Origin of the sequence: Pseudomonas sp. AL03, assembly GCF_029960815.1 — a bacterium.
Classification (GTDB): Bacteria; Pseudomonadota; Gammaproteobacteria; order Pseudomonadales; family Pseudomonadaceae; genus Aquipseudomonas.
Window position 1 is genome coordinate 1 of sequence record NZ_JASBRE010000035.1, and the last position, 14,345, is coordinate 14,345.

Annotated in this window: 11 protein-coding genes; all 11 read right to left on the bottom strand. The window is 58.4% G+C overall.

Going from position 1 to position 14,345, the window contains the following annotated elements:
* Nucleotides 1-98: 98 nt before the first annotated feature.
* The 11 genes from QK293_RS24080 to QK293_RS24130 all read right to left on the bottom strand — a co-directional run bounded on the left by QK293_RS24080 (nt 99) and on the right by QK293_RS24130 (nt 14,291).
* On the bottom strand, nt 99-1,328 hold the full coding sequence (locus QK293_RS24080; protein ID WP_282381876.1) for a multifunctional CCA addition/repair protein: 1,230 nt from the start codon (nt 1,326-1,328) through the stop codon (nt 99-101).
* Between the two features lie 63 nt (nt 1,329-1,391).
* Entirely contained in the window at nt 1,392-2,954 is a 1,563-nt protein-coding gene (locus tag QK293_RS24085) for a SpoVR family protein (RefSeq protein WP_282381879.1), read from the bottom strand.
* Entirely contained in the window at nt 2,951-4,222 is a 1,272-nt protein-coding gene (locus QK293_RS24090) for a YeaH/YhbH family protein (RefSeq protein WP_282381882.1), read from the bottom strand. The genes QK293_RS24085 and QK293_RS24090 overlap by 4 nt, the downstream gene beginning before the upstream one ends.
* Nucleotides 4,223-4,424: 202 nt before the next feature.
* Nucleotides 4,425-6,347, bottom strand: a complete 1,923-nt coding sequence (locus QK293_RS24095) for a PrkA family serine protein kinase (protein WP_033056218.1) — start codon at nt 6,345-6,347, stop codon at nt 4,425-4,427.
* A 296-nt stretch (nt 6,348-6,643) separates the two neighbouring features.
* Entirely contained in the window at nt 6,644-6,973 is a 330-nt protein-coding gene (glpE, locus tag QK293_RS24100) for a thiosulfate sulfurtransferase GlpE (protein WP_046045372.1), read from the bottom strand.
* Between the two features lie 33 nt (nt 6,974-7,006).
* A complete protein-coding gene (locus QK293_RS24105; RefSeq protein WP_282381895.1) occupies nt 7,007-7,888 on the bottom strand; it encodes a symmetrical bis(5'-nucleosyl)-tetraphosphatase in 882 nt (293 codons plus the stop codon).
* Nucleotides 7,888-8,268, bottom strand: a complete 381-nt coding sequence (apaG, locus tag QK293_RS24110; RefSeq protein ID WP_123368659.1) for a Co2+/Mg2+ efflux protein ApaG — start codon at nt 8,266-8,268, stop codon at nt 7,888-7,890. Before apaG ends, QK293_RS24105 begins: the two co-directional genes overlap by 1 nt.
* Nucleotides 8,269-8,391: 123 nt before the next feature.
* A complete protein-coding gene (rsmA, locus tag QK293_RS24115) occupies nt 8,392-9,210 on the bottom strand; it encodes a 16S rRNA (adenine(1518)-N(6)/adenine(1519)-N(6))-dimethyltransferase RsmA (RefSeq protein ID WP_282381910.1) in 819 nt (272 codons plus the stop codon).
* Nucleotides 9,207-10,196, bottom strand: a complete 990-nt coding sequence (gene pdxA / locus QK293_RS24120) for a 4-hydroxythreonine-4-phosphate dehydrogenase PdxA (RefSeq protein WP_282381913.1) — start codon at nt 10,194-10,196, stop codon at nt 9,207-9,209. Before pdxA ends, rsmA begins: the two co-directional genes overlap by 4 nt.
* The gene (surA, locus tag QK293_RS24125; RefSeq protein WP_282381916.1) at nt 10,193-11,509 is read right to left on the bottom strand and encodes a peptidylprolyl isomerase SurA; all 1,317 of its coding nucleotides are present in this window, start codon (nt 11,507-11,509) and stop codon (nt 10,193-10,195) included. The genes pdxA and surA overlap by 4 nt, the downstream gene beginning before the upstream one ends.
* Nucleotides 11,490-14,291 carry an LPS-assembly protein LptD gene (locus QK293_RS24130; protein WP_282381919.1) on the bottom strand — a complete coding sequence of 934 codons (2,802 nt, stop codon included), beginning with the start codon at nt 14,289-14,291 and terminating at the stop codon, nt 11,490-11,492. The genes surA and QK293_RS24130 overlap by 20 nt, the downstream gene beginning before the upstream one ends.
* Nucleotides 14,292-14,345 lie beyond the last annotated feature (54 nt).

Here is a 14,345-nt window from a genome sequence, read left to right on the forward strand (position 1 = left end):
TTTTTAGCGAAAAACATCTCGCGAAAGCTTGACCGTGAACAGAGTATCTACAGGTTCTACGCCGACCCTTGTAGGAGCGAGGCTTGCCCGCGAAGCTTTCAGGCAGGCGCCGTGTCTTTGTAAGTCTTCAACGTCTTGAGCCGTTCACGCTTGATCGCCTCACCCAGCTCCGGCCCTTTGAATCCTTTCTCCAGCAACGGCTGAATCGCCACGGTCCGAACGGCATTCGCCGCGCCCCGTAAATAATCCGCCTGTGGATAACTTCGCTGTTCCAGACCTTTGCGTCCACGCGCGTCCATCTCGCACGCCGCGATAAAATCCTCGAACCGCTGCGGTCGACGGTAAACGTCAAAACTTTGCAGCAACTCCAGCAAGGTCGACGGCTTCAGCTCCAGGGCGCGATGGCCGTGGGTGTGATATTTGCCGACCAGCAGAGCCAGTTCCTGACAGTCCCTCGGCGCCTTGAAGCGTTCGTTGACCGCCTTGATCAGTTTCAGGCCCTTGTGCTCGTGGGCAATGTGTCGGGGCCATTCTTCCTCGGGCGTCAGTCCCTTGCCCAGGTCATGCAGCAGGCAGGCCCAGCGCACGACGAGGGGTTGTTTGTGCAGTGCCGCTTGCTCCAGCACGCTCAGGGTGTGCAAGCCCGTGTCAATTTCCGGGTGATGGGCTTCCGGTTGCGGTACGCCGAACAGCGCGTCGAGTTCCGGCATCAACACCTTGAGCGCACCGCACTCGCGAAGTACCTCAACGAACACCTGGGGCTGGTCTTCCATCAAGGCGCGAGAGATTTCTTTCCAGCTTCGTTCCGCGGTCAAGACTTCGAGTTCACCTGATTCGCTGAGTTGACGCATCAGCTCCAGTGTCTCAGGTGCGACGGTGAAACCGAGCCCCGCATAACGAGCAGCGAAGCGGGCAACGCGCAGAACCCTGAGAGGATCTTCGGCGAATGCGGGGGAAACGTGGCGCAGGAGGCGATCCTTGAGATCCCGTTGGCCATGGTAAGGATCGGTCAGGTTCTGCTGATCGTCTTCTGCCATGGCATTGATTGTCAGGTCACGACGGATCAGGTCTTCTTCGAGGGTGACTTCGGGGCTGGCGTGAAAGGTAAAGCCGCCGTAACCGCGTCCGCTTTTGCGTTCGGTCCGGGCGAGAGCGTATTCCTCACCGCTTTTGGGGTGAAGAAAAACCGGGAAGTCCGCACCCACCGGGCGGAAGCCCTTGGCGAGCATTTCTTCAGTGGTGGCGCCAACCACGACCCAGTCGATGTCGGTGACAGGCTTGCCCAGCAGGCGATCGCGTACCGCACCGCCAACTTTATAAATCTGCATAAAAAACCTCCGTTAGCTCGACAGAATAACCTTTGCGTCGAACTTCCGGAGGCCGAAACAGGATCAAAGATGGATGACAGCCAGGTCCAGCCGGCCGTAATCCCCCTCGCTGTGTTCACTTCTGGGCGGAACATGCTGGGTTTTCATTATCTGATCCCCTTGCAGGGTTTCCAGGTGAATATCGAAACCCCAGAGGCGATGCAGGTGCTTTAGCACTTCCTCGGTGGACTCGCCCAGCGGTTTGCGGTCATGTTGCTGGTGACGCAGGGTCAGAGAGCGGTCGCCGCGCCGGTCGATGCTGTAGATCTGCACGTTGGGTTCACGATTACCCAGGTTGTACTGCGCCGCCAGGGTTTCACGGATGATCCGGTAGCCGGGTTCATCGTGAATGGCGGGGACCAGCAAATCGTCCTTCTGGTCGTCATCGAGAATGCTGAACAATTTCAGGTCGCGGATCACCTGGGGTGACAAGTACTGCAGGATGAAGCTTTCATCCTTGAAGCTGCTCATGGCGAACTTGATGCTCGACAGCCAGTCAGTGCCGGCAATCTCAGGGAACCAACGGTAGTCCTCTTCGGTAGGCTTTTCACACATGCGTCGGATGTCCCGATACATGGCAAAACCCAGGGTGTAGGGGTTGATGCCGTTGTAGTAGGGGCTGTCGAAGCCGGGCTGATAGACCACGCTGGTGTGCGACGTCAGAAACTCCATCATGAAGCCGTCGGTTACCAGTCCTTCGTCGTACAAGTCGTTCATCAGGGTGTAGTGCCAGAACGTGGCCCACCCTTCGTTCATCACCTGCGTCTGACGCTGTGGATAAAAATACTGGGCGATCTTGCGCACGATCCGCACAATTTCCCGCTGCCATGGCTCCAGCAGCGGTGCGTGTTTTTCGATGAAGTAAAGGATGTTTTCCTGAGGTTCTGCGGGGAAACGCGCGTTGTCCTTGTCGCTGTACTTGTCCGCACCTTTTGGAATGGTCCGCCACAGATCGTTGATCTGTTTCTGCAAATGCTCTTCCCGATCCTTTTGCCGACGGCGTTCTTCTTCGGCGGAAATCGGATACGGACGTTTGTAGCGGTCGACACCGTAGTTCATCAGCGCATGGCAGGAATCCAGCAGGTCCTCGACCGCGTCGATACCGTGGCGCTCTTCGCACTGCATGATGTACTGCTTGGCGAAGACCAGGTAATCGATGATCGAACTGGCATCGGTCCAGGTGCGGAACAGGTAATTGCCCTTGAAGAAGCTGTTGTGGCCGTAGCAGGCGTGAGCAACCACCAGGGCCTGCATGCAGATGGTGTTTTCTTCCATCAAATAGGCGATGCACGGGTCCGAGTTGATCACGATCTCGTAGGCCAGCCCCATCTGCCCACGGCTGTAGGATTTCTCGGTGCTGAGGAAGTGTTTGCCGTAGGACCAATGGTGATAGCCCAGCGGCATGCCGACGGAAGCATAAGCGTCCATCATCTGCTCGGCAGTGATCACTTCGATCTGGTTGGGGTAGGTATCCAGGGCATAACGAGCCGCCAGGCGACTGATTTCTTTGTCGTAGGCCTGGATCAGCTCAAACGTCCATTCGGAGCCGGTGGAAATGGGTTGGCGCTTCTGCTCTTTGGCGGTCATGTCACTAACCTGCGCTGGAAGAGTTCACGGAAGACCGGATAGATATCCCCGGCCGAGACCAGTTGTTGCTGGGCGAAATTGTCAGAGAAGGCTTCGGCGATGCGTTCGTACTCGAACCACAGGGCCTGGTGCTCGCGCGGGGTAATCTCAACGTAAGTGTAGTACTGCACGAACGGCATGATCTGGTTGATCAGAATGTCGCGGCAGATCGGCGAGTCGTCGTTCCAGTTATCGCCGTCGGAGGCCTGGGCGGCATAGATGTTCCACTCGTTTGTCGGATAGCGTTCGGCCATGATCTCCTGCATCAGTTTCAAGGCGCTGGAAACGATGGTGCCGCCGGTTTCGCGCGAGTAGAAAAACTCCTCTTCATCCACTTCCCGGGCACTGGTGTGGTGGCGGATGAATACGACGTCGATCTTGTCGTAGTTACGCTTGAGAAACAGGTACAACAGGATAAAGAAGCGCTTGGCGATATCCTTGGTCGCCTGCGTCATGGAACCGGACACGTCCATCAGGCAGAACATGACTGCCTTGGAACTGGGGTTGGGTTGCTTGATGAGCAGGTTGTACTTGAGGTCGAAGGTATCGAGGAACGGTACGCGATGAATGCGCGCACTGAGTTTTTCGATCTCTGATTCGATTTCCTGAATATCGCCGAAGTTGTCAGGCTCATCCCGCTTGAGTCGCAGTAGTTCCTCTTTGGCTTCACGTAATTTTGCCCGGCTGCTGCCAGACAGGGCGATTCGCCGTGCATGGGCCGAGCGCAAGGTGCGGATGATGTTGATCCGTGACGGATTGCCCTCGTTACTGATCCCGGCACGAACAGTTTTGAAGGTGTCGGTGCCGGTCAGGTTGCGCTTGACCAGATTCGGCAGCTCAAGGTCCTCGAACATGAATTCGAGGAATTCCTCCTGGGTGATCTGGAAGACGAATTCGTCCATCCCTTCGCCCGAGTTACCGGCCTTGCCGGGGCCTCTGCCACCACTACCTCCAGGCGGGCGGGCAATGTGCTCGCCGCTGGTGAATTCCTTGTTGCCCGGATGCACGACGGTCTGCTTGCCACCCCGACCGTGGTGAAGCACCGGCTCGTCAATGTCGCGGCCGGGGATGCTTATCTGTTCGCCGTGTTCCATATCGGTAATGGAGCGCCGGCTGACCGCCTCTTCGACAGCCTTTTTGATGTGATCACGGTAACGCCGCAGAAACCGCTGACGGTTCACCGTGCTCTTGTTCTTGCCATTGAGACGTCGGTCGATCACATAGCTCATGACTGCTCCTTAGAAGCTGTCCTGAAAGGGGCGAGCGGTTATGCAGCATCGACCGTGCCAAGGGATGTTCACGCTCCCCCAAGCGCTTTTGGACGCTGACTGAACCTCGCTACCGACTTTCGAACACCTTCCAAAGGTCTGTGTAACAGAAAATGCGCACACAGGCCTCTGACTGACGACAACCGGTCTGACCGGCAGCGGGTTATTGTGATTTTCTGACCCGCAGGTACCACTCGGACAGCAGTCGTACCTGTTTGTCGGTGTAGCCCCGCTCGACCATCCGTGTGACGAAGTCGTTGTGCTTCTGCTGGTCCTCTTTGCTGGCCTTGGCATTGAAGCTGATGACTGGCAGGAGGTCCTCGGTGTTGGAGAACATCTTCTTCTCGATGACCACCCGCAGTTTTTCGTAGCTGAGCCAGGTCGGGTTCTTGCCGTTGTTATTGGCCCGGGCGCGCAGCACGAAGTTGACGATTTCGTTGCGGAAATCCTTCGGATTACTGATGCCGGCCGGTTTTTCGATTTTCTCCAGTTCTTCGTTCAGCGCTACGCGGTTGAGGATCTCGCCGGTTTCCGGGTCGCGGTATTCCTGGTCCTGGATCCAGAAGTCGGCGTACAGCACATAGCGATCGAAGATGTTCTGGCCATACTCGCTGTAAGACTCGAGATAGGCGGTCTGGATCTCCTTGCCGATGAATTCGATATAACGCGGTGCCAAGTACTCTTTGAGGAAGCGCAGATAGCGTTCGCGGGTTTCGGCCTGGAATTGTTCCTGCTCGATCTGTTGTTCCAGCACGTAGAGCAAATGCACCGGGTTGGCGGCGATTTCGTGCGGATCGAAGTTGAACACTTTCGACAGAATCTTGAACGCGAAGCGGGTCGACAGGCCGTTCATGCCTTCGTCGACACCAGCGTTGTCGCGGTATTCCTGGATCGACTTGGCCTTCGGATCGGTGTCCTTGAGGTTTTCGCCGTCATACACGCGCATCTTGGAGTAGATGTTGGAGTTCTCCGGCTCTTTGAGGCGCGAGAGTACGGTGAACTGGGCGAGCATTTTCAAGGTGTCAGGCGCGCAGTGAGCCTTGGCCAGGGAGCTGTTGAACAAGAGCTTGTCGTAGATCTTCACTTCGTCGCTGACCCGTAGGCAGTACGGCACTTTGACGATGTAGATCCGGTCGATGAAGGCTTCGTTGTTCTTGTTGTTGCGGAAGGTGTGCCATTCCGATTCGTTGGAGTGGGCCAGCAGGATCCCGGTAAACGGAATCGCCCCCAGACCTTCGGTACTGTTGTAGTTGCCTTCCTGAGTGGCGGTCAGCAGTGGGTGCAGCACCTTGATCGGTGCCTTGAACATTTCGACAAATTCCATCAGGCCCTGGTTGGCCCGGCACAGTGCGCCTGAGTAGCTGTAGGCGTCGGCGTCGTTCTGCGGGAATTCTTCGAGTTTGCGGATATCGACCTTGCCCACCAGCGCCGAGATGTCCTGGTTGTTTTCGTCCCCAGGCTCGGTTTTGGCCACGGCGATCTGGTTGAGGATCGAAGGATAGAGCTTCACCACGCGGAACTGGCTGATGTCGCCGCCGAATTCGGCCAGGCGCTTGGTCGCCCATGGCGACATGATGGTGTTGAGGTAGCGCCGTGGAATGCCGAAGTCTTCCTCGAGGATCGCGCCATCTTCAGTGGCGTTGAACAGACCCAGAGGTGATTCGAAGACGGGTGAGCCCTTGATCGCGTAGAAGGGCACTTTTTCGATCAACTGTTTCAGCTTTTCGGCCAGGGACGATTTACCGCCACCCACAGGGCCGAGCAAATAGAGAATCTGTTTCTTCTCTTCAAGGCCCTGAGCGGCATGGCGGAAATACGACACGATCTGGTCAATGCATTCTTCCATCCCGTGGAAGTCTTCAAAGGCCGGATAGCGGCGGATCACCTTGTTGGAAAAGATCCGCGACAGTCTCGAGTTGGCCGAGGTGTCGAGAAGCTCCGGTTCACCGATGGCCAGCAACAGACGCTCGGCGGCGGAAGCGTAGGCGCTGCGGTCGCTTTTGCACAGCTCAAGATACTCTTGCAGCGAGAGTTCTTCCTGGCGTGTGGACTCGAAGCGTTGTTGGAAGTGGCTAAAGATACTCATGACGTCACCTCGCTCGATACGTGGAGCCGACGCCGGATCATTCAGTCGATGCTGGCAGCGACCGAATATGCAGTCGCTGTTTACCCCCCAGAACTCTTTCGAAGCTGACTACCCCGAAAGCTACTCCCGATGACCCGCGCGCCGGTGTACCGGCTCTCCCCTGTTTTGGATGGCCTGCGCTTAAGGATAGTTGGGAATTCGGCAGGTAAAGGCGAGATACGTAATTAGTTGTGGCAGACCGTTCGTCTGCCACCGCGCGAGCCCGCGGGGACCGGGGCTTGCACGTTACAAAAAAATTATTCGGAAGTGCCTTGCGCCGTTTCCGAAGGATAAGTCGTACGCCACAGCTCAAAACCGCCATCCATGCTGTAGACGTCGGAGAAGCCCTGGCTGATCAGGTACGCAGCGGCGCTCTGGCTGGAATTGCCGTGATAACAGACCACTACAGTCGGTGCGTCGAGGTCGGCGGCACGAATGAAATCCGAGATGGAAACATTGTCCAAATGCTTCGAGCCGGCGATGTGCAGCGCAGCAAAGGTCGCAGGGTCGCGGACATCGACCACCACTGCGCCTTGTTCGCGCAAGGCCTGGGCCTGTTCCGGGGGGATACGTTTGAATTCGCTCATGGCGGGCTCCTGTGGCACGGCTGAAAGCGCAGTCTAGCGCGGGGCGCTGGCTGACGAGGGTTCGGGACTAAGTGGGGCGACTGGCGGCAGGGCAAGGCCGTGCTCGTCGCATTTGCAAGACAGCCGTTCACCGCTGTCGACATTCATCAGGGACAGGGCGCCACCCCAGACACAGCCGGTATCGAGGGCCGAAATGCCCGGTTCGTTGCACCGGCCTTCCAGCGCGGCCCAGTGGCCGAAGATGATCTTCAGGCCCTTGGTCTTGCGTTCCTTGTGCTGGAACCAGGGTTTGTAACCCGGTGGGGCATTGTCGAGACCTTCCTTGCTTTTGAGGTCAAGCTTGCCCTCGGCGGTGCAAAACCGCATGCGGGTGAAATAGTTGGTGATCACCCGCAGGCGTGTCACGCCTTTGAGGTCGTTGTCCCATTTCGCCGGATCGTTGCCGTACATACCATCGAGGTAGGGCGGCAACAGGTTGTCATCGCGCAATGCGGTCTCGACTTCGGCGGCACACTTCAAGGCCTTGCGCAGCGACCACTGGGGCGGAATGCCAGCATGTACCAGGGCGACATCACGCTGTTCGTCGTAGTGCATGAGCTTTTGCTGACGCAGCCACTCCAGCAGTTCCGCGCAATCGGGCGCTGCGAGAATCTCGAGCAGGGTGTCGGACTTCTTCAAGCGTTCGATGTTTTTCCCGGCGGCCAGTAAATGCAGGTCATGGTTGCCGAGCACGCACACCAGCGATTCGCGGATGCTATAGAGGAAGCGCAAGGTGTCCAAGGACTGCGGGCCACGGTTGACCAGATCGCCGACCAGCCACAGACGATCCCGTGTCGGGTCGAAGGCGACTTGCTTGAGCAGGCATTGCAATGCTTGAAGGCAGCCTTGCAGATCGCCGACGGCGTACGTTGCCATCAGTGCAGGGCTCCGGGCACCGCCAGACGGAATGGGGCAATGATGGCGTCGAAGTGTTTGCCGTCGTCGGCAACCATTTCATAAGTGCCCTGCATCGTGCCGACCTTGGAGGTCATGACGGTGCCGCTGCTGTAGGTGTGGCTTTCGCCCGCGTCGATCAACGGCTGCTGGCCAACAACGCCGGCACCGCGAACCTCTTCGACATGCCCGTCACCGTCGGTGATTACCCAGTGCCGCGACAACAGTTTGGCCGGTAGCTCGCCATTGTTGTGCACGGTGATGGTGTAGGCGAAGGCAAAGCGGTTTTGCTCGGGTTGCGATTGTTCTGCCAGATAGCGGGTGACGACGCTGACGTCGACCTGATAACGAGGATCGGACATGCAAGAGGCCTTAAAATCGAAGCGGAACGCGGGGCGTAGCTGATGGAACTCAGTCTAGGCCAAGTATCGGGTAGTAAACCAGACATGACGGCCGGTGTCCTACCCGATAACGCTTCCGGCCTGTCAGATATCAGCAGGCTTTTGTAGGACTTGTTCGCTGAGCTTGTCAGCCAGACGCACGAAAGCGGCCAGATCAAGTTGCTCGGGGCGCAGGCTGCCATCGACGCCGGCGGCTTCGATCTCATCGTTGCTCAACAGCAATTTGAGGGTGTTGCGCAGGGTCTTGCGGCGCTGGTTGAAGGCTTCGCGCACAACGCGCTCCAGCAACTTGTGATCCTTGGCCGGGTGCGGCAGTACCGCGTGGGGTACCAGGCGCACGATGGCCGAGTCGACTTTCGGCGGCGGATTGAACGCGCCCGGGCCGACGTTGAACAGATGCTCGACCCGGCAGTGGTACTGAACCATGATCGACAAGCGACCCCAGTCACCACCACCAGGGCCTGCCGCCAGACGCTCGACCACTTCCTTTTGCAGCATGAAGTGCATGTCGCGAATGATGCCGGCGTTGTTTAGCAGGTGGAAAATCAGTGGCGTGGAGATGTTGTACGGCAGGTTGCCGACCACACGCAGGCTGTTCGGCGCGGCATTCAGGCTGTTGAAGTCGAACTTCAGCGCGTCGCCTTGGTGCAGGTTGAAGTTGTCCTTGCCGGCGAACTGCTGGTTGAGGATTGGTATCAGGTCCTTGTCCAGCTCCACCACGTCCAACTGCGCGCCGCTGTTGAGCAGGCCTTGAGTCAGTGCGCCCTGGCCCGGGCCGATTTCCAGCAGGCGGTCTTCGGGTTTGGCGCGGATGGCGCGCAGGATGCGGTCGATAACGCCGGCATCGTGCAGGAAGTTCTGGCCGAAACGCTTGCGCGCCCGGTGTTGGTAATGCTCGGTCATAAACGGGTCTCGGCCATCTGGTAAGCGGTTTCCAGGGCGACTTGCAGGCTGCCAGTGTCGATTTTGCCGCTGCCGGCCAGGTCCAGGGCAGTGCCGTGGTCGACCGATGTGCGGATGATCGGCAAGCCGAGGGTCACGTTGACTGCTGCGCCGAAGCCTTTGTACTTCAGCACCGGCAGGCCCTGGTCGTGGTACATCGCCAGCACCGCGTCGCAGTGCTCCAGATATTTGGGGGTAAACAGAGTGTCGGCGGGCAGGGGGCCGCGAAGGTCCATTCCTTCGCCGCGCAGGCGCTCTAATGTAGGTTCGATAATGTCGATTTCTTCATGGCCCAGGTGTCCGCCTTCGCCGGCATGGGGGTTGAGCCCACACACGAGGATGCGCGGCTGGGCGATGCCGAATTTTTCTTGTAGATCGGTGTGCAGAATTCGCGTGACCCGTTCCAGTCGCTCCGGCGTGATCGCATCGGCAATCTCGCGAAGAGGCAGGTGAGTGGTGACCAACGCCACGCGCAATCCGCGAGTGGCGAGCATCATCACCACTTGTGCGGTATGGGTCAGGTCGGCGAGAAATTCTGTGTGCCCGGAAAAGGCGATCCCGGATTCATTGATCACGCCCTTGTGCACAGGGGCCGTGATCATGCCGGCAAAATGCCCGTCCAGGCAGCCTTGGCCAGCTCGGGTCAGGGTTTCCAGGACGAAAGCCGCGTTGGCCTTGTCCAGTTGCCCGGCGGTAACCTTGGCGTTGAGCGGTGTATCCCAGACATACAGACTGTTGGCCGGCGCAGGTACATCCGGCCAGCTGTCCGGGGTGACCGGCAACAAATCGACAACCACGCCCAGTTGCGCGGCCCTCTCTAGGAGCAGGTCGCGGCTGGTAATGGCAATCAGGGGGTGTGGCTGGGCTTGCGAGGCGAGCAGCAGGCACAGGTCAGGACCTATGCCGGCCGGCTCGCCGGGTGTCAGCGCGAAACGCTTGGGTTTCACTGCGCTGCCTGGTTTGCACCAGGGAGTTTGATCTCTACGTACGCTTCATCACGGATCTGACGCAGCCAGGTTTGCAGCTCTTCGTCGTATTTGCGGTTACGCAGTACGGTCATCGCTTGTTGCTCACGGGCCTGGGTGGTGCTGTCAGTGGCGCGACGGCCAAGGACTTCCAGAACGTGCCAACCGTATTGGGTCTGGAATGGCTTGGACAGCTGACCTTGCGGGGTCTTGGCCATCACTTCGCGGAATTCAGGCACCAATGCATTCGGGTCGATCCAGTTCAGGTCGCCGCCGTTGAGGGCGGAACCCGGATCTTCCGAAAAGCTTTTCGCCAGTTCGCCGAAATCTTCGCCCGCTTCGATACGGGTATAGAGCGACTCAGCCAACGCCTTGGTTTTAGCCTCGTCGCGGATCGGGCTCGGTTTGACCAGGATATGACGCACGTGCACTTCGTCACGCACCTGGGTCTCGCCGCCACGCTTGTCGAGGATCTTCAGGATGATGAAGCCGCCCGGGGTGCGCATCGGTTGAGTGATGTCGCCGACAGTCATGGTGCTCAGCATGCGATCGAACGGCGGTGGCAGTTGACCGGCTTTACGCCAGCCCATGTCGCCACCTTCCAGTGCGGTTTCGCTGGCGGATTTGGCGATTGCCAACTGACCGAAGTCAGCGCCTTGCTTGAGCTGCTGGTAAACCGCGTCGGCTTGTTTGGCCGCATTCTGAATAGCGTCGGAGTTGGCGCTTTCCGGCGTTGGAATCAGGATGTTGGCCAGACGGAACTCTTCGGATAACTGCATTTTGCCAAGGTCGGAAGCGAGGAAGTTCTTCACTTCCTGTTCGGAAACCTGGATGCGCTCGGCCACACGACGCTGACGCACACGGCTGATGACCATCTCGCGGCGAATCTGGTCGCGGGCGTCTTCATAAGACAGGCCATCGCGAGTCAGGGCGGCGCGGAACTGATCCACGGACATGTTGTTGCGCTGGGCAATGGTGCCGACAGCCTGGTTCAGTTCTTCATCGGTAATGCGGATACCGGAACGTTCGCCGATCTGCAGTTGCAGGTTTTCGACGATCAGGCGCTCAAGCACCTGCTGGTCCAGCACGCCGGCCGGCGGCACGGCTGAACCGCGCTTGGCGATGGTTTGCTGAACTTCATGGACGCGTTGGTCCAGTTGGCTCTGCATGACCACGTCGTTGTCGACAATGGCCACCACTTTATCGATGGACTGTACCGCGGCGTTCGCCGCGGTACCCAGGAACAGCGCGCCCAGCATCAGCGGGCGCAGACAATCAGAAAGCTTGGTCTTCACGTTCACGATAACCTTGGATGCCTTTGTCGAGGAAGCTCTCTACTTTGGCGCCGGTGAGGCCGCCGAGTCCCTTCAGAACAATTTGTAGGAAAATGCCGTGGTCGCCTTTTTCGTTTTCCGGGGCGTTCTGACTGAACTCGTCATACGAAACCCAGTAACGGTTGATCAGGCGCAGTTTCCAGCAGCAGTTGTCGTACTCGAAGCCACCGAAGGCTTCCAGGGTACGGTTGCGGTTGTAGTCATACTGCCAGCGGCTGATGGCGTTCCATTGCGGCACGATCGGCCAGATCACCGAGAAGTCGTGCTGCTGAATCTTGTAGTAGTCCTTCACGTAGCCAGGAGTGCCCGGGGTGCCGTAGTCACCACCACCCACTTGCCACTTACCGGTGTTCTGGTCGTAACGGACCTGGTCATTACGATAGCGATAGCCAGCGTTGATGACCTTGTTCGGGTTGTCTTCAGGCTGGTAGTGGAACATCGCGCTGCCCGAGCGAGGGCTGCGGCTGTCCGGGTCCCAGTTGTAATCGGCCGTGGTGCGCCAATCGCGGTTCCAGCGATATTCGTATTCCAGCGCGTATGGCGAGACATTAGCCTGCGCGTCGTCGCGGGTTTTTGCATCGATACCCGGCAACTGAACTTCGCGATCCTTGAAATACACGGCCTGGCCGACGCTGATGCGTTGACGTTCGAAGCCATTGTCTTCGATCCAGCGGTTGGTTACGCCCAGCGACAGTTTGCTCTCGTCGCCGACGCGGTCGGAGCCAGAGAAGCGGTTGTCGCGGAACAACGACGCGTAGTTGAAGGTGTACTCGCCGGTGTCGAATACCGGAATGTCTTTCTGGTCTTCCTCAGGTACGTAAAGGTAGAACAGGCGCGGTTCCAGGGTCTGGCGATAGTCCTTGCCGAACCAGTTGGTGTTGCGATCGAAGTACAGACCGCTGTCGATGCTGGCGATCGGGACGCCACGGTTCTGGTTGCTGCTGAAAGTGCCGTTGAGTCGGTCGCCTTCAGCGCCCTGATTGGCAATGTCGGTTTTACCCTGGCCGTCGAGGTCCAACTGGTACTGGGTGTACTGGTACTTCAGCGATGGCTTCAGGAAGCCATAAGTCCAGTCCAGCGGCAGGCTGACACCCGGTTTGAGATTCAAACGGTCGCCGTTGGCCCGGGCTAGGCCGGTCACGTTGGTGTCCAGGCGAGGAGACAGGTTACCGTCTTCATCGGAGAACTGGCCCGTTTCCAGGTCACGATCAAAGCGCACGACTTCTGTTTCGTAATCGAAATTCAGACCGTTCGGGTGCGTAGGCAGCTGACCGTTGAAGGTTATCTGCGGCAATCGGTCGTACGGGGTGATGTTCGATACGGTCGCCAGCTGATAGGCCTGGGCGTTGATGCGAGCGGTGTAACTGTCGCCGCGATAGCTGACAGAACCCTGCTGGTTCACGTAATCGGAACTCTTTACCCCAATCTGGTCAGTCTGCAGATCCTGGAAGTAATAAGGATCGCTGATTTTGGTGTAGTCGACCTGTGTGAATACACGCGAGTCAAGGCCACCCTTGTGCTGCCAGTTGTACATGTAGCGGGTTTTTTCGTAGTCGGTCTGCTGGCTGCGCTCTGTATCGTCATCGTTGAGGTACGCGGCGCCGAGCTGACCTTCGCTGGATTGGGTCAGGTAGCGAAACTCGCCTTCCACCAACATGCCACGCTTGCTCATATAGCGCGGGTACAACGTGGCGTCGTAGTTCGGTGCCAGGTTGAAGTAATACGGTGTGACCAGCAGGAAGCCGGTATCGGTGCCGGTGCCGATAGTCGGCGGCAGGAAGCCGGACTGGCGACGGTCATCGATCGGGAAATAGATGTACGGCGTGTACAGAACCGGAATGTCCTTGACCCGCAGCGTCACGTTGGTCGCGGTACCGAAACCGGTGGCCGGGTTCAAGGTGATGTTGTTGCCCTTGAGTTGCCAGGCGTTACTGTCCGGTTCGCACGTGGTGTACGTACCATCCTTGAGACGGATGATCGCGTTCTCGGCACGCTTGGCGTACAGCGCGCTGCCGCGGATACGGGATTTGTGCAGGACGTATTCGGCGTTGTCGACCTTGGCTTCACCGGTGTCGAGTTGCACGTCGGCGTGGTCGCCCACGATCAGTGCGCCGTTGTCGCGAACACGGACGTTGCCGCTCAGTTCGCCACGGCTCTCGGCCTGGTAGAGGTTCGCTTCGTCGGCTTCGACCTGCATGCTGCCCTGACGCATGACCACGTCACCGGCCAGGGTCGCGACCTGCTCATCCTGCTTATAGCGAGAGGCTTTGGCGCCGAGAAAGGTCGGAGCGTCACTTTTACTCGTCTTGTCATTCATGCCAGGACGAATCGGTTCGATATAGGAACCAGAGCAGTAAGGACCGGTTTCGGCCAATTGCGCTGCAGTGAGCTTCTCGCGCGGAACCCAGTCGAGGTGGCTGTAGTCTTCGCTACGCGACTTCAGGCCGCGGCCCTTGGACTCGGTCACTAGCGCAGGCTTGGCGCTGGTGTCTTGACTGGAACCGCTGTCGGCCGGAGTCTCGCCGCTCGCGCTTACCGCCGCACTGCCGTCATGGACGGGACGCGGTGGCAGCGCAGCTGCTGGAGATTTTGGCGCACAGTTCCAGGCACCCGAAGCAGAGACTGAGCAGTCATACTGTTCCGCGGCGACCACGAACGAAGTGGCTAGAGGTTGCAGGGCCAGCAGACTGCCGGTAACCAACAACGGAAATTTTTTACGAAACGCGGGGGATTTCAATGCCATCTTATTAGTCCGGGCTTCCTGCGTGCCATCTGCCCGCGGTGTGGGCCGCACGCC